Below are 17,879 nucleotides of genomic sequence, written 5' to 3' on the forward strand. Positions count from 1 at the left end.
CGGAGGTCCATCAGGTTGCTGAAAAAGACAAATAATTACTGATGAAACTATTAAACAAAACCATACAGTATTATTTCATCCTCAGCATGGTGCTGCTGCTGGTGGCTGTACCTGTATTTTACCTGGTGCTGCGAAGGATCGTGATCGCCAATATCGACGCAAGCCTCGTGGCCACCAAAACCCAGCTGATACCGCGGCTACAGGTGATGGAAATAAAGCCGGGCGCCCCCAATCCCCTGCTCAACAACGATGTGACGCTGGAAAAATCACAGGGCGGAAAGGCGCCGGATTCCCTTTATACCTCCGAATCGCACCGCCTGCTTTCCTCCCACCTGGTGATCAACCAGGAAACTTATCGCCTGCAGATCAAATCCTCCCTGGCCAACCACCAGAAACTGATCGGCAGCATCATTGTGCTGCAGTGCGTGCTGCTCATATTATTGCTGGCAGGCTTGCTGCTGGTGAACCAGGGGCTTTCCCGGCGCATCTGGAAACCTTTCTACCAAACCCTCCGCAAGCTGCGGGCCTATAAAGTGGACGACGCGGCCCCCCTGCACCTTGGTGGTTCCGCCGTGGCTGAATTCAGGGAGCTGAACACCGCCGTGGAACAGCTGGCGGAGCGCAGCCGCAAAGCATACGTGGCGCAAAAGGAATTCGCGGAGAACGCTTCTCACGAAATGCGTACGCCCCTGGCCATTTTCCAGGGGAAGCTGGAACTGCTCATGCAAACGGACCCGCTCACGGAAGAACAGGCTGAACTGATCACGGACCTCGCCACCGCCAGCCAGCGCATGGCCCGGCTGAACAAAGGGCTCATCCTCCTTACCCGCATCCAGAACGGGCAGTTCCCCGAAACAGAAGAGATCGCCGTGAAAAAGACCGCCGGACACCTGCTCCGCCAATACCAGCCCCAGATTGAACAAAAAGACCTGCGGCTGGAAAAAGACTGGCTCGACGACATCACCGTAACCATTAACCCCACCCTGCTGGAAGTATTGCTGGGCAACCTGCTCTCTAATGCCATCCGTCACAATATCCCCGGCGGCAGGATCATCGTGAAGACCGCCAACGGCGCCTTCAGCGTGCGCAATACCGGGCAGCCCTACGCCCTGCCGGAAGACCGGATATTCGAACGCTTCGCGAAAAGCAGCGCGGATGCGGACAGCATGGGCCTTGGGCTGGAGATCGTGAACAAAATATGCGCCCTCTACGGCTTCAGCATCCGTTACGCCTATGAAAATCAATACCATTCCTTCACAGTGCAAATGAAAAGTTAATTCTTCCCGGCAGCCTGCCGGTATTCAGAATGTATTCAGAATGGGCGGTGATTTTTACACCATCTAAACTGGATACTATGAATAAAAGAAATCTTCTTGCAGGCGGCCTCATGGCCGCGGCTTTTACAGCCGGCGCTTTCGCTTTCAGCGGAAAGACCGGTGATCTTTACGACAGTATCGCACAAGACTCCACCCAGCCCCTGATCAAAACGGCCTACACCGGCGCGCCGGCGGCCCAGCCAGTAGATTTTGAAAGAGCGGCAGGCGCGGCAGTGCCTTCTGTTGTACATATTAAAACCCTCGTTCAATACAAACAGACCGCGGGGAATCAAAACCCCTTCGGCGACGGGGAAGACGATATTTTCCGCCACTTCTTTGGCGACGGCGGCGGCCGCCGGCAGTTCAGCCGCCCTGAACAGCGGGCCTCCGGTTCCGGCGTGATCATCAGCGAAGACGGGTACATCGTTACCAATAACCACGTGGTAGACAATGCGACGGACATCACCGTGACCCTGAGCGACCACAAGAATTACAAGGCCAAAGTGATCGGCACAGATCCGAATACAGATCTGGCGCTGATCAAGATAGACGGCAGGAACCTCCCCGCCGTTGCCATCGGCAACTCAGACGATGTAAAGCTGGGGCAGTGGGTGCTGGCCATCGGCTTCCCGCTGAACCTGGATGTGACCGTGACCCAGGGCATCATTTCCGCCAAATCCCGCAACATCGGGATCAACCGCCAGGGAACGGCTCCCGTGGAGGCTTTCCTGCAAACGGACGCCGCGGTGAACCCCGGCAGCAGCGGCGGCGCACTGGTGAACACCAATGGCGAGCTGATCGGCATCAACGCGGCGATCGCCTCACCCACAGGTTCTTACGCAGGGTATGCCTATTCCATTCCCGCCAACCTGATGAAAAAAGTGATCAACGACATCAAGCAGTTCGGCAGCGTGCAGCGCGGTTATCTCGGCATCAGCATGGCGCCTGAGAACCTGGACGATGCGCAGAAAAAAGAACTGGGCATTAAAGACGATGTGGACGGCGTATTCGTAGCCGGCACCGATCCCAGCGGCGCAGCCGCAGCGGCAGGCATCAAGCAGGGCGATGTGATCACCAGGGTGAACAATGCGGTGGTAAGCTCCGGCTCACAGCTCTCCGAGAAGATCGCCACGCTGAAACCCGGCGATAAAGTAAGCCTGACCTATAGCAGGAACGGCAGCGAAAGCACGGTGAACGCCACGCTGAAAGGCAAGATGGGCGCCATTGCAGGCACCCGCTCCGGCAGCGCCATCATCGAATCACTGGGCGGCCAGTTCGAAGATCTTTCCAGGCAGGAAGCAACCCGCATGGGCATTGCCGGCGGTGTGAAAGTGACGGACATCAGCGAAGACGGCGTGCTGGGCGACCAGACGAATATGAAACCCGGCTTCGTGATCACCAAAGCAGGCGGCATTCCCGTGAGAACGGTGGAAGAGCTGAAAGCGGCGCTGAGCAGGCAAAGCGGCAACTTCCAGCTGGAAGGCACCTACCCGGGCAGCGGCAGAATTTATTTCTACGGTATCAACGACTACTGATAAACGCATCTTTTATAACTGGGGGTTAACTATATATAAATGGGAGGGCTTCTTCATCTTTATGAAGAAGCCTTTTTTATGCAAGAAGGTTTATTGTTCCCTGAAGATATTCTCGATCACTTCTTTCAGCTCCTTGGGCTGGAGCGGCTTTTTAAGCAGCCTGATCACCATCGGGTTGGCGTTGGTGCGGGAAATATCCCCGAAATCCAGCGAAGAAGACACCATAATAATGTAGCACTGGTTCTTGATCTTTTGCGGGTACGAATCGAAGGAGCGGAGGAATTCGAAGCCGTCCATCTCGGGCATTTGTATGTCCAGGAGAATGACCGTGGGCGGGATGTGCGGCAGGGTGATGTTGCTGGAAAGGAACTCCAGCGCTTTGTTGGCATTGCTGAACGAAAGAATGGTATGGCTGAGCTGCTGAATAGATATCAGCCGCTCATGCAACAGCAGATCGATGTCGTTATCGTCTATCAATATTACGCGAAGATCAGGTATCGAATTCATTTCTGTTTGGAATCGAAATTTCAAATTGGGTGCCTTCACCATAGCGGGAATCAACACCAATGGTGCCGCCGATCTTGCTCAGGGCTTCTTTTACAATATACAGACCTATGCCGCTGCCCGGCTTGTTATTGTTCTTGGAGCGGAAGAACATCTTGAAAATATTGCTTAAATGCTCGCTTAAAATGCCGATACCATTGTCCTCGATGCGGATGGTGGCTTTATGCGGCTCCACTTTGACAGACAGATTTACCTGCGGACTTGATTCGTCAGGCTTCTGATATTTAACGGCATTGGAAATGAGATTGTTCAAAATAACGCTGATCCTGAAAAAATCACCTTTAAAAGGCACCAGCTGGTCCACTTTTACATTGAAATTGATCGAGGTGTTCTGGTGCTTGAACGTGTCGATGCAGTCGTTGATCAACAGGTTGAAGTCGATCTTCTCGTATTCAAGGTCGAGGCGGGAATTGCGGTAGTATTCGATGATCTTCTGGATGAAGCTGTCCAGCCGGGTGATGCACACTTCGATCATGCCCATATATCCCTGCGGGTCCGTCATCGTATTATCCAGCCGGCTGAGGTTGATGATCCCCTGCACGCTCATAAGCGGCGCGCGGAGGTCGTGGGAGGTGGAATAGATAAAGCGGTTCAGCTCGTCGTTGGTCTTTTCCAGCTCCAGTACCTTTTCTTTCAGCTGCTTGCGGGCGGAATAGATCTCGTAGGCGTTATTGATGGTTTTGAAAAGCTCGTGTTCGTCCCAGGGTTTTTTGATGTACGAGAAGATGTGCCCTTTGTTGATGGCGTCTATGATGTCTTCCACATCGGTATAACCGGTCAGCAGTATCCTGATGGGGTCCGGCAGCACTTCCTTGATCTGGTGAAAAAACTCCACGCCCGTGGTGGTGGGCATCTTCTGGTCCGCTATGATGATGTGTACTTCAATCCCCTTTAGTACCTGCAGGCCTTCAGCAGCCGAGTTGGCAGTATATATCTCGTAGCTCCGCCGGAAATTGGCGCGGAACGCATTGAGGTTATGCACTTCGTCGTCGATGTACAGAATTCTGATACGGTTATTTTTCATGAGGGTCTTGTATTAGGACGCTTGACTTTGGGCAATCGGCACATTCTGGGGTAAATATATAATAAATTCCGCTCCTTTACCCGGCTCCGATTCAACCACTATCTTTCCATGATGCTTCTCAATGATACTAAATACGATGGATAATCCAAGGCCGGTTCCTTCCCCAACGTCTTTGGTGGTGAAGAACGGCTCGAATATCTTCTCTTTCACCTTTTCGGTCATGCCGATGCCGGAATCCCTGATGCTGATGCTCACCATCTTGTTGTCTTCCAGCCTGGTGCTGATGGTAAGGCTCTCCTCGCCCTGCACGGGTTTCATTTTGATGGCGTTCAGGGCATTGTTGATGATGTTGAGGAACACCTGGTTCAGCTTGCCGGCGAAACACTCGATCTTGGGCAGTTCCCCGTAGTTGTAATACACGGTCACGTTCTTGGGAATGTTGTTGCGCAGCAGTACCATGGTGGAGTTGAGGCCTTCGTGGATGTCCACGAACTTCAGGTCGCTCTCGTCCAGCCGGCTGAAGGTGCGCAATCCTTTCACGATCTCAGCGGTACGGTTGGCCCCGTCTTCGATGCCTTTGATGAGCGTTTCTATCTCGGTGTGCACATAATCGATATCTATCTGCTGCTTGAACTGCTCTATCTCGCTAAGCTGCTGCTGCACGTTATTTTCGGGGCTGATGGACTCATATTTGCGCAGCAGGGCTTTGAGGTCCTCGAAATCGAGCTTCAGCGGCTTGATATTGCTGGTCACGAAGTTGATGGGATTGTTGATCTCGTGGGCGATACCTGCGGTAAGCTGACCGAGGGAAGCCATTTTTTCAGATTCCACCAGCTGCGTCTGCGCTTCTTTGAGGTTGTTGAGCACGCGGTTGAGCTCTTTATTGGATTGCTGGAGGGCTTCGGTCCGTTCCGCCACCTTGTTTTCCAGCACAACGTTCTGTTCGCGTACGAGCTGCTCGTTTTCCTGCGATATGCGGAGGGCCATGGCCTGCGATTCTTCTTTTTCCTTGCGGTAGATGTTGATCTTGTTGGCCAGCGCGAACGACAGCAGGGTCACTTCTGCGGCGGAGCCCACCTGGAGCGCGTAATAGGTAAAGTCGTTGTATGGCAGGATATTGAAGTTCCGCATCACGAAGATACACACGCTGGTGAGGAAGATGCCCCAGGCCAGCAGGAAATAACGCGCGGGGATAAAACCTGTACGGGCCACCACCACGCCGATGAACATGGCGGCGAGCGAAGCGGTCATGGCTGTGATCTGCGTCATCATATTGGCCACGAACTGCATATCCAGGAAGGTGGGTATGAATACGAGCGAATAGGCGATCACGACGCCGGTAAGTATTTTATGGCCCAGCTTGTACCGTTCTTTGGTATGGAGGAACGATTGTATAAAGAGCGCCGCGGTAATACCGTTCAGCACGGGGATGATCAGTGTATCGTGCTGTGCCAGCCAGGTGCTTTCCGGCCAGAGGAACCGGAAGGTATAACCCTGCTGGGAAGCCTGGGTGAGGCCAACGCAGATGATGTAGGTTACGTAGATAAGGTAGCTCCTGTCTTTGGTGGTCAGGAATATGAAGAAGTTGTAAAGGGCCATTACGAGAATAATGCCGATGTACAACCCGAATATGAAGTTCCTTTCCGTGTTCTTTACGTTGAGAGTGGTTTCGGCGCCGAGGTAAACGGGCAGCTGGGCCTGTTCGCCGGCGCGTACTTTCAGGTAAAATTCGCGGGTTTCGCCATGCGGGATATCCAGCGGGTAGATGTAGTTCTGGTGATCGTACGGGCGGTTGTGGTAGGGCTGGAACTGGCCCAGGCTCAGGATGCGGTAGCCGCCCGAGGGCAGCACCTCGTAAAGGGTTACCTCGTCTATGGTCGGGTATTCCACTTCCAGCAGCAGCCGGGCAAGGGTTGTTTCATTTTTGATATAAAAACGGGCCCAGTTGGAAAACGGGGAGATCTGGAGGTTGGGCACCTCCTGGCCGGTGGGGGCGAAATGCTGTTTACGGATTTGATCGATGGTAAGCAGGTTGGTACTGTCCCGGTAAAGGTCCAGAGATTGCCCGATCTGCATGAGCTTAGAGCTGTCTCTGAATACTACCGGTTCCGATGCAAAAATGCTCCCATGCCCGAGGAGGGCCAGGAAAAACAGAACAAAAAAACGTATAGGCATCTCAAAACGGGATTGTATTATGCAAACATAACAGATTATTGCACCATTTGCGGCAGGCCGAGCAGGTAATTCACTTCAAAAGTTCCCTTGGGCCCTGTTTCGGTTCTCACCTGGTTGGGGTTGCTGCGCAGGTTCCGGATCAGCTCCCGCTCGCCGGGGTCGGCGCTGGACACTTCGTGAATGTCCCTGATGATCATCGCGGTAGCCACCAGGTCGTCTTTCGGGTAATAGAACACGCCTTCGTTGCCGAGGGAGGTATCTATCACGGCGCCCACGCGCTTGGCCCCGCGGGTGGTAACGGGGGCGCAGAGTACGTGCACATTGTCCACAGGCAGCTGGGTCATCAGCGCTACGCACACCCTGCTGAGGATGAGGCTCCCGATGCCCATGCCGGCCACTTCCTTCGAGTTCCACAAGCCGCAGATCTCCGCACTGCCGATCTTTACATCTGAATATATTTTAGGATCGTATTTCCCGATTGCCGTTTCGATGGGCAGGGGCAGCACGCCGTCTGCCATCTGCACCCGCGCCCCGCCGTAGGTTTTGGTGCCGGTATCGTCTTCCACGATCACTACTACGGTATTTCTATGGTTGATCCAGTCCACATTGCCGGACGTGATCTTGGTAATACCAAAGTATATCTGCAACAATTTACTGTGGCCTTCGTAGAACCGCATAGCCGCCTCCGGATCATCCGGTGCGAAAAAAGCCCTTACGTTAATCGGTGCGCTCATTGGTTGCTTCTTTTATTTACAGGGGCATTATTGAATAAGTTGATCAAAATCCACATAATACCGGCCCGAGACCCTCAGCTGATCCAGCAGTATGCGCCTGCATGTATCAGTTACCATTGCACCTCCAAGCATCACAGACGATGCCAGCTGCGGCCAGGTCGTAATTGTTTTGCCGATCTGCCCCACGGAATATTTCATCCGCTGGCTCATATCGGCGAAGCCCGCCATAGGGCCAAGAATGGGCACTTTTTCCTCGTTGGTGAGGTGGCGGAGCGAACCAAGGTCGTCTATTTTCGGGATAAGGCCATGGAGCATCGGGTAATCCGGGTCCAGGTCGTACCGCTCAATATCCAGCATCCCGCGGTCATTGGTGTCCATCACCACGGGTATCTGCAGGGCTTTGGCCTTCTGGCGGCTGAGTATCTTCACGTCTATGCCGTCGCATTCTTCCACGAGTATATCCAGCTTGCCGCCTTCGGTCAGGAAGCTGTCCAGGTTATTTTCGGTAGCACCGTCTGTGTAACATTTCACGGTGAGGAAAGGATCCATTTGGGCAATTTCGCGGGCGGCCACGATCACTTTGGGCATACCCAGGCTGGAAACATCCGTGCGCAGGCGGTTCATATTGGTCAGCTCCACCGCGTCAAAATCCGCCAACCTCAGTTCGCCGCAAACCCTTTCCATGGCCAGCGTAAGCGCAATGGTCTGCCCCACGCTCAGGCCTATAACGCCGATCTTCTTCTGAGCCAGCTGATCCCTTTCTTCGGCGGTGATCTTATGCATGTTGCGGGACGTACGCAGCGCGATGAACTCTTCCCTGCCCAGCAGGTGAACGACCTTGCCGGACCAGGGATAATATACCCAAACGCCATAATCTTCCGGCTGAACCCCGCCGAGATGCGCCTCAATGGCCCCGGCTGTTTCAGCCGCTGTGAGGCTGCGGGTAGGATGGCTGATCTTGACCAGCTCCTTCAGCTGGCTGTGAAGCTCGTCAAACACGCTGATCTGCGGATTGTCCCGCAGTAAACGCAGCAGTGCCTCCTTATCCTCTTTCCGGATGGTCTCAAAAAATACTGGCGTATAGGTTAAGCGCTCATGCTGTTGTGTCTGCTGTATTCGTTCCTGGATTGTCATGCTGCCTCCACTCTCATTTAACTGGTGATCAATTCTGCTTTGCCTGGTGCTCCTTCTAGCTTCGTTAGGTTATTTTTTTACTTCAAAGGTATAAGGATCATTCACCAAAAATCTTTTTCTTCCGGGGAAGGGGATATTTCAAATTCACATCCTCTCCCAGGCTTATAAACAAGCAATAAGTGAATATTAGATTAAAGTCTAAAATACAAATGGCTTCCGGACCCTTTGGCCGGGTTATGTAAATATCTGTGTCAAAACTTTCCCCTTGCAGGAAAAGCGGTTATAATTATAAATAATGAACTGAAGAAAAATCAAGAACTACATTCAACATTTGCGGGGGATGGACGAGTGACGGCTGCCGCCGGTCAAGGAAGTACAGGTTTCCCTTCGTCGAAATCCGGTCCGGGGAAGGGTAAAGCCTTATTCCAGGGATAAATAGCTTCATCTTTCGAAAATGATTAAAATACTACTACAACAACACATGAATATAAAAGTAAAATAGCAATTAATTTCAAATTAAACTATAATCTCCTACTTTATTTTAATCAGTTAGCAAAAATAACGATAATATTATGTCAGTTTTCCTTTCAACCACCTTCACATTGGTGTAAAATTTGCTTCCCTTTGTTCTGTTAAATTATAGATTTGTAACATTAATATTTTCATATGAATAAAAGAGAATTCATAAAACTGGCCGGAATGGCAGGGATTGCCGCTCTTGCAAACCCCTCCGCCACCTGGGCCGCCGGAGGGCCCGCAGACAATAAAAGTCTCCTCGCCCTCAAGCCCCCCTTCGTACTGCCGCCGCTGCCATACGCCACGGATGCCCTGGAGCCTAATATCGACAAGCTCACCATGGAGATCCACCACGGAAAACATCATGCTACCTACGTTACCAATCTGAACAACGCAGTGAAAGAAGGCGCTTTCGCCGGCCTCAGCCTGGGCGAGATCTTCGGCAAGGTGACCGCTGCGGACGCAGCCGTGCGCAACAACGCCGGCGGCCACTACAACCACAGCCTCTTCTGGACGCTGCTGGCCCCGGGAAAATCATCCCCTTCAGCGGAGCTCCAGCAGGCTATCAACAGCGCTTTCGGCTCACAGGACGCTTTCCAGACCAAATTCGCCGACGCCGCCAAAGGCGTTTTCGGCAGCGGCTGGGCATGGCTCACTGTGCAGAACGGCGGCAAGCTCGCCATTACTTCCACCCCCAACCAGGACAATCCGCTGATGACCAACCTGGCCAAAGAGCCCGGCACCCCCATCCTCGGCCTCGACGTATGGGAGCACGCCTATTACCTGAAACACCAGAACAAGCGCCCGGATTACATCGCGGCCTTCTGGAAAGTGGTGAACTGGAATACGGTGAATGAGCTGTATACGGAAGCACTGAAAAAATAGCGCACCGTCATTGCGAGAAGCAGCGGAGGATTTGTGCGGGAGCGCGACGAAGCAATCTCCTCCATATATTNAATTCAATGCAAGAGATTGCTTCGTCGCCCCACCCATTCTGGCTCCGCTGCTTCTCGCAATGACGGGCTTTTAGCGTTAGCGGGCTTTCCCGGGTCAACAAGTAAGCTTACTTTCTTTTGAAGAACACGAACCCGTTCTTTTCGCCGGTCACTTCCAGGTTGGGATGCTGCCGCCAGGGTTCCGCATCGGTGATGCGGCAGATGAAATAGGCGGGTTTGTCTATATCTCCCTCCAGCAGCCATTTTTCACGGCTTTGTTTATCGGTGTAATACGCTTTGTTCGTACTGGGTTGCTTCCTTGTATAATAGAGGTGTGCATAGCTGTGATAGCTCAACGGCTTCACATACACGTCCTTCCCGATAAAGGATTGATAATATTCAATGGCGGCGCGCTGGCTGAAGCCTTCCACCTTCGGCACGAAATGCAGCACGGTCACCTGGATCATCACCACGCTGCTGATGAAAAGGCACAGCAGGCCCTGCTGCATCTTTTTACGGAACAGCAGCACGCAGCTCACGATCACCAACACCATATATATAAGGCCGTAAGCCATTTCGCCGAAACTGAAAGGAATATCCGCCTGGAGGTTCGCCCTGGCAAAGCGGTCGCCGATGTGCGGGATCAGCTCCTGCCGGTAAATACCCACCAGCGGCAGCAGCCCTATGGCCAGCCCCAGCACGAGGCCGATAACCAGGATCAGGGAAATGTTCCAGGCTTTGAGGGTGAACTTCCCTTCCAGCAAACGGTACACCTGCAAGGCCGCGAGGTAGCTGAGCGGGAAATAACAAAGGGAGGAATAATGCACGATCTTGGTTTTTACAATGCTGAATAGTATCAGCACCACCCAGAACAGCACCCACATCCATACCCGCAGATCCTTATCTTCGGCGGGTTGCGACAGGTAAATGGACCGTGTGCGCGCCGTGGTGAAATAGCTGAAAAGGAACAGGCTCGCCGGGAAGCAGCCGATCAGCAGCACCAGCGGGTGATAAAAGAATGGCTGGTCGTGCCCCGCATCCGGGGTGGAGAACAGGCGCCACTGGTATTTTACGAACTCTTCCACGAACCACATGCCATGGCTGGCTATCTCGTAACCGAACCACAGCAGGGTGGTAGCCATTGCGCAGCCGGCAATGACCAGCAGGTGCGTCCAGCGGAGGTGGATGCGGAACTTGTTGTAAACCCAATACGCCACGAGCGTGAGCCCTGAGATCAGAATGGCCGCCGGCCCTTTTGTGAGCACCGCCAGGCCAAGGAATATACCGCTGAAAGCCGCCATTCTGAGGGCTTTTTCGGCAAAACCAACGCGGTAGGCGAAATAAACGGCGAGGAATATAAAATAGTTGAAAGCGGGATCGATGATGCCGGACTTGAAATAAAAATGCGGCAGCCAGCTGCCCGCGTACACCAAAGCCCACCACAGGCCGAACTTTTCATCCACCTGTTTTTTCCCGATATGATAAAAGGTGAGCAGCGTGGCGATGCCGATAACGGCATTGGGGAAACGCGCGGCAAAATCGTTGATGCCAAAGAGTTTCATGCTCAGCGCCTGGAACCAGATGAACAGCGGCGGCTTTTCCCAGAAAGGGGAGAAGTCTATCTGCACCTGTGAATAATTACCGGTCACGATCATCTCCCGCGCGGCTTCCGCGAAATTGATCTCGTCCCAGTCGAAAAGGTGAACGGCGCCGAGGAAAGGAATAAATAACAGGGCGGCTGCAAGAGCTATCAACAGATATTTCATCAGGATGTACGGTTTGTTGCTTCACTGCGTGCCGGGCAGGTAAGCGTTTGGTTCGTAAGAAATGGAATAATGAACCGGCTGTTTCAGGCTACGCCTGCAGTCGGTGTAATAACGGTTCCGCGGGGACATGTAGTACCCGGCGTGCCCGTCTTTCTGAGCTCAAACAGTCCATAGATGAAAATACCGCTGAAAGCGCCGATCATGCTGCCGGTATACACATCCTCGAAAAAATGCTGGCAGAGGTACATCCGCGAATGTGCCGCAGCCAGGCCCAGGGCGAAAAGCAGGAGGCCCATCTCTTTCTTTTCCCACCAGATGGCCAGGAAGCAGCACAGCCCGAAGGCGGTGGAAGTATGGCCGGAAGGGAAGCTGTTCCATGCATGGGGCGGCATCCAGGCCACGGTATGCAGTATCGAAGTGTCGGCAAAATAGGTGATAGGGCGGGGCTCGTCGAAAACATTTTTGGCCGTGCAAACCAGCAGGGTCACCAAAGCAAGGATGGAAGCGCTGATCAGGAAAGGCCGCCACTGGCGCCTGATCAGCAGGATGAGGAGGAGAACGGCGTAGGTCTGGCCGTCGCCGAGGTAAGTGGCGATAGTGGCAAGAACGTCTGAAACGGGATTGTGCAGGCCATTGACCGCGAGAAATAAGGCTTCTTTAGAGCACAGGGATAGCAGGATACCGCCAAAGATTATCCATAGCAGGAATGGAATAAAAAAATAACGGTTCTTCTGCACCAGTGTTACCAGGGTGTAGAACATAGTAATAGTTGTAGGTCCGCAATGTGGTCAGTAACGGCTAAGCGCTTATCTCATGCTGGCTACGCCGCCGCTGTATGTATTTTTTCAGTGTCTGAAATGCTCTGTAGTAGGCTTCTTTGTTAAACAGGTTCGAATCGTTCATCGCTTTATACACGAGGAAGCCCGCTATCGGTAAAAGGACGATGTTGGCCAGCCACATGCCGCTCCAGGACGTCATTACGTCTTTCCTCGCCATCTTTTCGCCCGTCATGAAGAATATGTTGAATATCACGAAGAATATCACTGCAAATACCAGCGGGGTGCCCAAACCGCCTTTCCGGATAATGGAGCCCAGCGGCGCGCCGATGAGGAACATCACGATGCATGCCGCGGCGAGGGAGAATTTCCGCTGCCATTCCACTTTAAAGAGCGCGATCTTGCTCCTGTTGTCCGTATAATCTTTTGCGCTGACGGTAAGCGAGGTTTCCGTTTCGCGGAGATTGGATTCCACGCGCTCCAGCACCAGGCGCCGCGATTTTTCGGGGATCACTTCGTAGAAGTTATCCGTTTTCAGTGGCGGCGCAGAAGCCAGCCAGCCGGTATCTTTCCATTTGTAGAAAGGGTAACGGGTGGTTACGTAGGCATGAACGGTACGGATATACGAAGAATCGATGCGGCGGAGGGAATCGATGCCCTCGTTCAGCTGGCGCACGTTCAGCATCTGTTGGTTGGAAGCGAAGGCATCCAGTGGCAGGCGGTCGAACGCGAGCACTTTCAGGTCGAAGGGTTTTTTATATGTTTTGAAGCCGAGGCGGATCAGCTCGTTGTTGCTGCCGGAGCCGCGGTTGCTGCTCCTTTCTTCGAAGCGCCAGCCGTTTTCCAGGGTGAAGTTGAGATACCGTTTGTCCGGCGTGAGCTCCATGGTGCCTTTCTCTGCGAGTATCAGCCGCTCGTCGCCGCTGTTGCCGCCGGAAGGGCTACGGTCGTAGATCATCACCTGGTGGATGGTCTTGTTGTCCGGGTCTTTTTTGGCCACTTTGATGGAATAGCCGGGAATATCGTTGTAGAACACGCCCTGCTTGATGTTGAAGGCGGGTTTGGACTGTGTGATGTCGTACAGCAGTGATTTGGCGCGCAGGTTGGCAACGGGTATCACGTAATTGGCAAAGAGGAACGCGCCCGTGCCGATGACGGCGGAAAGGAAAAACAGCGGCCTGATGAAGCGCAGCAGCGAAATGCCGGCGGATTTGATGGCTACCAGCTCGAAACTTTCACCGAGGTTGCCGAAGGTCATGATGGAAGAAAGCAGCACGGCCAGCGGCATGGCGAGCGGCACCAGGCTGGCGCTGGTGTAGACCAGCAGCTCCACGATCACCGGCGTATCCAGTCCTTTGCCCACCAGGTCGTCTATGTACTTCCATACAAATTGCATGATGAGCACAAAGAGCGTCACGAAAAAGGTGGCCACAAACGGCCCCACAAAGGTCTTGATGATGAGTTTATCGAGTTTCTTCACAACCGCTCAACGGAAATTAAAATTGAAAAATGTGAAACTGGCTGGGTTTCAATATACTTTTGTAAACCAGCCGCACAAAGTTAACACGATTCCCTGAAGCTGGATGCGGCGGTAAATCAAAAAACCGTTAATTTATTTCCATGGGCACATTTGAGCTGAACAACAGGGAAATGGAGATGGTCCGGGATGCGGACTGGCTTCTTACGAAGAACCGGATCATCGACAAGGTGTACGGGCTTTTCGGGGCGCTGCAGGAAACGATGGCCGCGGCGCCGGTGATCCGCGCGGTGGCGGAGGAAACCTTGCAGCCGCCGAAGATCAGCAGGGGAGAGCAGTACCAGGGGCTGCCTTATGTGATGCTGGACTACCCGCGGGCGTTCAGCCGTGAAAGCATTTTCGCCTGCCGCACCTTTTTCTGGTGGGGCCGGTTCTTCAGCATCACGCTGCACCTGGCCGGCGAAGCGCTGGGCGGGTACCGGGAACGGCTGCACGTTTTACAGGACCGGCTGGCGGATGCGGGCTGGTACGCCTGCGTGCAGGACGATCCGTGGCAGCATCATTTCGGCCAGGATAATTTCCGCACGGCGGGTTCGTTCACACCTGCGCAATGGGGATCGCTGGTGCAAAAGCCTTTCGTGAAGCTCGCAAAACAGTATGACTTAGAGGAGTGGGGTAGGATAGTACCCGCTGCAGCGGATGAATATGCAGCCCTGCTGGAATTATTGAACGGGGAAAGGGGCTAATTGCCGATGCGGTGGAAAAGGTCTTTGATCTGGTAATCCCACAGCTGGCTCTGATCTGCCACTTCTTTCTTTTCGGCGAAATCTCTGATCACCAGTATGGTCATATTGGTAACTTCGGAAATCTGGATCCTGAATTCGAAGAATTCATTTTTGGGAGCGTGTAGCCAGTGTAAACGGATGAACTCATCTTCCTCCTGTTCCATTACTTCTGCCTCTTCTGTTGATCCATTCCAGGAAAAAGAAAAAACATTATCACGGAAATCTACTTTATCTGCAAACCATTCCTGCAAGCCTGCCGGGGTGGAAAGAAATTCATATAGGATACTTGGAGAGCACCGAACCGGATATTCTAACTCATATTGCACTTTCTTTGACATCGCACAGTATTATTAATAAATCAAAATCATCTGCCTGCAATTATAGAAATTTTTTCATCCTATCAAAATAAATTTTAGAAAATTTTCGATATATTAACTATTTCATTCTCAAACCTGAGCATAATTTGAAATATGTAGTTTTCCGATTATGTATGGGACAGTCCTTTACCTTATTATTCAGGCTTTCCGGCCCGTTTTTTAAGACTCAGGGTGAATTCTGCATCAATATATGGTAATTCCATATAACACGAATATCTACAGCCAACAATCGATTTAGCTTGAACATGATTCAACGGGGCCTAATTTTTTTTGGGTGGTATCTAAAAAAAGTTATTTTTGTCTAGCATTCTTCTAAATTAACTTATTAATAACCTGTAACTGTTCCCATGCTATGTCAATGCGCCAACTAAAAATCACGAAGTCCATCACGAATCGTGAATCACAGTCGCTAGAAAAGTATTTGCAGGAGATCGGCAAAGTGGATCTCATTACGCCGGAAGAAGAAGTGAATCTGGCAATCCGCATTAAACAAGGGGACCAAAGGGCTTTAGAGAAGCTGACCAAAGCCAATCTGCGTTTCGTGGTATCTGTTGCAAAGCAGTACCAGAACCAGGGCTTATCCCTTTCTGATCTTATCAATGAAGGCAACCTCGGCCTCATCAAAGCCGCACAGCGCTTCGATGAAACCCGCGGTTTTAAGTTCATTTCCTATGCTGTATGGTGGATCCGTCAATCCATCCTCCAGGCCCTGGCCGAACAATCCCGCATCGTTCGCCTCCCGCTGAACAAAGTGGGCCTGTCCAACAAGATCAGCAAGGCATATTCACAACTGGAACAGGAATTCGAGCGTGAGCCCTCTCCCGACGAGCTGGCCACCATCCTCGAGATCAATACGGAAGAGGTAGAAGCCACCCTGGGCGTTGCCGCCCGCCACGTGTCCATGGACGCGCCTTTTATAGACGGGGAAGACAACTCCCTGCTGGATGTGCTCGAAAACCCGAACGCCGTTAGCGCAGACGAAGAGCTGGATCACCACGATTCCCTCCGCCGCGAGATCGAACGTTCCCTCAGCACCCTCACCGACCGGCAGAAAGACGTGATCATGCTGTATTTCGGCATCGGCGTGGAACATCCCATGAGCCTCGAAGACATCGGCGAAAAATTCGGCCTTACCCGCGAAAGGGTGCGCCAGATCAAAGATAAAGCCATCACCAAGCTCCGCACCACCAGCCGCAGCAAACTGCTGCGCAACTACCTGGGAGGCTGAGCCGGTTGATAAAGAAAACAAGCTGAAAAAGTAAAAAAGAAGGTTCGGACGCAATGCCAGCCATCTTTTTTACTTTTTTAGTTTATAGAAACCGTATTTTTGCAGTCCAAAATTTTTACCAGCATAATTTATGTTTGAATCATTATCAGAGCGGCTCGAAGGGGCCTTCAAACAACTAAAAGGGGAAGGCCGCATCTCGGAGATCAACATTGCCACCACGGTGAAAGAGATCCGCCGGGCCCTCGTGGATGCGGACGTGAACTATAAAATAGCCAAGGATTTTACCGATAAGGTGAAAGACAAGGCCATGGGCGAAAAGGTACTCACCGCCATTTCTCCCGGCCAGCTGATGGTGAAGATCGTGAAAGACGAGCTGGTGGAACTGATGGGCAGCACGGAATCCGAGCTGGACCTCAAGGCCAATCCCGTCGTGATCCTCATTGCAGGCCTGCAGGGTTCGGGTAAGACCACCTTCTCCGGCAAACTGGCCAATTTCCTCAAAACGAAGAAAAACAAGAAACCCTTGCTGGTGGCGGCGGATATTTACCGTCCCGCGGCGATCGACCAGCTGAAAGTGCTGGGCGGGCAGATAGGGGTGGAAGTATACAGCGAACCTGAGAACAAAAACGCCGTGCAGATCGCCGAAAACGCCATCAAACACGCGAAAGCCCAGGGGAGCAACGTCGTGATCATCGATACCGCCGGCCGCCTGGCGGTAGACGAAGTGATGATGACCGAGGTGACCAATGTGAAAAAAGCGGTGAACCCGCACGAGATCCTGTTCGTGGTGGATTCCATGACCGGCCAGGACGCCGTGAACACCGCCAAGGCGTTCAACGAGCGGCTGGACTTCTCCGGCATCGTGCTCACCAAGCTGGACGGCGATACCCGCGGCGGTGCGGCCCTCACCATCACCTACACGGTACAGAAGCCCATCAAGTTCGTGAGCATGGGCGAAAAGCTGGACACGCTGGACGTATTTTACCCCGAGCGTATGGCCCAGCGTATCCTGGGGATGGGAGACATCACCACCCTCGTGGAAAGAGCGCAGGAGCAGTTCAACGAAGAACAGGCCAAAAAGCTGGAAAAGAAGATCCGCCAGAACCAGTTCGACTTCGACGACTTCAAGGAGCAGCTGCAGCAGATCAAAAAGATGGGCAGCATCAAGGACCTGCTGGGCATGATCCCCGGCGTGGGCAAAGCCGTGAAGGACCTGGACATCAGCGACGATTCCTTCAAAGGCATTGAAGCGATGATCAATTCCATGACCCCCGCCGAGCGCGGGAACCCCGACCTGATAGACGGCAGCCGCCGCAGGAGGATCGCAAAAGGGGCCGGGAAGGAGATCCAGGACGTGAACCAGTTCATGAAACAATTTGAGCAGATGCGCCAGATGATGAAAATGATGAATAAGATGCCAGGTGGGGCTAAAGGACTAAAGATGAGATAATAAGATATGGCAGTAAATTATGTAGTTAATTTTTGTTTTGAGAATTTCATTTTTAGCGCTACATTTGCTGCCCGAATTAGAAACAAT

General features: G+C 52.5%; 15 protein-coding genes. 6 read left to right on the plus strand and 9 right to left on the minus strand.

The genetic code is table 11. From position 1 onward, the window contains the following. The first annotated feature begins 41 nt into the window (after window positions 1-41). Entirely contained in the window at window positions 42-1,277 is a 1,236-nt protein-coding gene (locus ACTJIK_RS22915) for a sensor histidine kinase (RefSeq protein ID WP_440649873.1), read from the plus strand. Between the two features lie 77 nt (window positions 1,278-1,354). Next, window positions 1,355-2,851, plus strand: a complete 1,497-nt coding sequence (locus tag ACTJIK_RS22920) for a trypsin-like peptidase domain-containing protein (RefSeq protein ID WP_440649874.1) — start codon at window positions 1,355-1,357, stop codon at window positions 2,849-2,851. Window positions 2,852-2,941: 90 nt separating this feature from the next. Here ACTJIK_RS22920 and ACTJIK_RS22925 read toward each other — a convergent pair whose 3' ends face one another. The 5 genes from ACTJIK_RS22925 to ACTJIK_RS22945 are packed head-to-tail and all read right to left on the minus strand — an operon-like array spanning window position 2,942 to window position 8,482. Then, on the minus strand, window positions 2,942-3,358 hold the full coding sequence (locus ACTJIK_RS22925; protein WP_346317559.1) for a response regulator: 417 nt from the start codon (window positions 3,356-3,358) through the stop codon (window positions 2,942-2,944). Further along, a complete protein-coding gene (locus ACTJIK_RS22930; RefSeq protein ID WP_440649875.1) occupies window positions 3,342-4,439 on the minus strand; it encodes a sensor histidine kinase in 1,098 nt (365 codons plus the stop codon). The genes ACTJIK_RS22925 and ACTJIK_RS22930 overlap by 17 nt, the downstream gene beginning before the upstream one ends. A 12-nt stretch (window positions 4,440-4,451) precedes the next feature. Beyond that, on the minus strand, window positions 4,452-6,614 hold the full coding sequence (locus ACTJIK_RS22935; protein WP_440649876.1) for a sensor histidine kinase: 2,163 nt from the start codon (window positions 6,612-6,614) through the stop codon (window positions 4,452-4,454). 35 nt (window positions 6,615-6,649) lie between these two features. Continuing rightward, on the minus strand, window positions 6,650-7,348 hold the full coding sequence (locus ACTJIK_RS22940; protein ID WP_440649877.1) for a hypothetical protein: 699 nt from the start codon (window positions 7,346-7,348) through the stop codon (window positions 6,650-6,652). A 27-nt stretch (window positions 7,349-7,375) separates the two neighbouring features. Beyond that, complete coding sequence (locus tag ACTJIK_RS22945) at window positions 7,376-8,482, minus strand: ThiF family adenylyltransferase (protein ID WP_440649878.1); 1,107 nt, start codon at window positions 8,480-8,482, stop codon at window positions 7,376-7,378. A gap of 666 nt (window positions 8,483-9,148) precedes the next feature. Here ACTJIK_RS22945 and ACTJIK_RS22950 point away from each other — a divergent pair. Next, window positions 9,149-9,883 (plus strand): superoxide dismutase, encoded by a 735-nt coding sequence (locus tag ACTJIK_RS22950; RefSeq protein ID WP_440649879.1) that lies wholly within the window; start codon window positions 9,149-9,151, stop codon window positions 9,881-9,883. 178 nt (window positions 9,884-10,061) lie between these two features. On the opposite strand, the gene ACTJIK_RS22955 is transcribed toward ACTJIK_RS22950, so the two are convergent. From ACTJIK_RS22955 to ACTJIK_RS22965, 3 genes are all read right to left on the minus strand, one after another. Continuing rightward, the gene (locus ACTJIK_RS22955) at window positions 10,062-11,699 is read right to left on the minus strand and encodes an ArnT family glycosyltransferase (protein WP_440649880.1); all 1,638 of its coding nucleotides are present in this window, start codon (window positions 11,697-11,699) and stop codon (window positions 10,062-10,064) included. Between the two features lie 83 nt (window positions 11,700-11,782). Continuing rightward, a complete protein-coding gene (locus ACTJIK_RS22960; protein WP_440649881.1) occupies window positions 11,783-12,460 on the minus strand; it encodes a phosphatase PAP2 family protein in 678 nt (225 codons plus the stop codon). Window positions 12,461-12,497: 37 nt separating this feature from the next. Beyond that, window positions 12,498-13,955, minus strand: coding sequence for an LptF/LptG family permease (locus ACTJIK_RS22965; protein WP_440649882.1), 1,458 nt, complete (start codon window positions 13,953-13,955; stop codon window positions 12,498-12,500). Between the two features lie 140 nt (window positions 13,956-14,095). Here ACTJIK_RS22965 and ACTJIK_RS22970 point away from each other — a divergent pair, with 140 nt between their 5' ends. After that, window positions 14,096-14,698 (plus strand): hypothetical protein, encoded by a 603-nt coding sequence (locus tag ACTJIK_RS22970; protein WP_440649883.1) that lies wholly within the window; start codon window positions 14,096-14,098, stop codon window positions 14,696-14,698. Here the strand turns inward: ACTJIK_RS22970 and ACTJIK_RS22975 are convergent. Then, on the minus strand, window positions 14,695-15,075 hold the full coding sequence (locus tag ACTJIK_RS22975) for an START-like domain-containing protein (protein ID WP_346317569.1): 381 nt from the start codon (window positions 15,073-15,075) through the stop codon (window positions 14,695-14,697). The genes ACTJIK_RS22970 and ACTJIK_RS22975 overlap by 4 nt on opposite strands. A 397-nt stretch (window positions 15,076-15,472) precedes the next feature. Between ACTJIK_RS22975 and ACTJIK_RS22980 the strand changes: the two genes are divergently transcribed. Continuing rightward, window positions 15,473-16,342 carry a sigma-70 family RNA polymerase sigma factor gene (locus ACTJIK_RS22980; RefSeq protein WP_074240841.1) on the plus strand — a complete coding sequence of 290 codons (870 nt, stop codon included), beginning with the start codon at window positions 15,473-15,475 and terminating at the stop codon, window positions 16,340-16,342. A gap of 130 nt (window positions 16,343-16,472) precedes the next feature. Next, a complete protein-coding gene (gene ffh, locus ACTJIK_RS22985; RefSeq protein ID WP_440649884.1) occupies window positions 16,473-17,792 on the plus strand; it encodes a signal recognition particle protein in 1,320 nt (439 codons plus the stop codon). The last annotated feature ends 87 nt before the right edge of the window (window positions 17,793-17,879 follow it).

Origin of the sequence: Chitinophaga sp. 22620 (assembly GCF_052044405.1) — a bacterium.
Classification (GTDB): domain Bacteria; phylum Bacteroidota; class Bacteroidia; order Chitinophagales; family Chitinophagaceae; genus Chitinophaga.

Excerpts from the sequence above, each read along its gene's own strand:
- ACTJIK_RS22960 (WP_440649881.1), bottom strand. The coding sequence starts at position 12,460 with ATGTTCTACACCCTGGTAACACTGGTGCAGAAGAACCGTTATTTTTTT.
- ACTJIK_RS22980 (WP_074240841.1), top strand. The coding sequence starts at position 15,473 with ATGCGCCAACTAAAAATCACGAAGTCCATCACGAATCGTGAATCACAG.
- ACTJIK_RS22940 (WP_440649877.1), bottom strand. The coding sequence starts at position 7,348 with ATGAGCGCACCGATTAACGTAAGGGCTTTTTTCGCACCGGATGATCCG.
- ACTJIK_RS22975 (WP_346317569.1), bottom strand. The coding sequence starts at position 15,075 with ATGTCAAAGAAAGTGCAATATGAGTTAGAATATCCGGTTCGGTGCTCT.
- ACTJIK_RS22945 (WP_440649878.1), bottom strand. The coding sequence starts at position 8,482 with ATGACAATCCAGGAACGAATACAGCAGACACAACAGCATGAGCGCTTA.
- ACTJIK_RS22955 (WP_440649880.1), bottom strand. The coding sequence starts at position 11,699 with ATGAAATATCTGTTGATAGCTCTTGCAGCCGCCCTGTTATTTATTCCT.
- ffh (WP_440649884.1), top strand. The coding sequence starts at position 16,473 with ATGTTTGAATCATTATCAGAGCGGCTCGAAGGGGCCTTCAAACAACTA.
- ACTJIK_RS22950 (WP_440649879.1), top strand. The coding sequence starts at position 9,149 with ATGAATAAAAGAGAATTCATAAAACTGGCCGGAATGGCAGGGATTGCC.
- ACTJIK_RS22920 (WP_440649874.1), top strand. The coding sequence starts at position 1,355 with ATGAATAAAAGAAATCTTCTTGCAGGCGGCCTCATGGCCGCGGCTTTT.
- ACTJIK_RS22935 (WP_440649876.1), bottom strand. The coding sequence starts at position 6,614 with ATGCCTATACGTTTTTTTGTTCTGTTTTTCCTGGCCCTCCTCGGGCAT.
- ACTJIK_RS22970 (WP_440649883.1), top strand. The coding sequence starts at position 14,096 with ATGGGCACATTTGAGCTGAACAACAGGGAAATGGAGATGGTCCGGGAT.
- ACTJIK_RS22925 (WP_346317559.1), bottom strand. The coding sequence starts at position 3,358 with ATGAATTCGATACCTGATCTTCGCGTAATATTGATAGACGATAACGAC.
- ACTJIK_RS22930 (WP_440649875.1), bottom strand. The coding sequence starts at position 4,439 with ATGAAAAATAACCGTATCAGAATTCTGTACATCGACGACGAAGTGCAT.
- ACTJIK_RS22915 (WP_440649873.1), top strand. The coding sequence starts at position 42 with ATGAAACTATTAAACAAAACCATACAGTATTATTTCATCCTCAGCATG.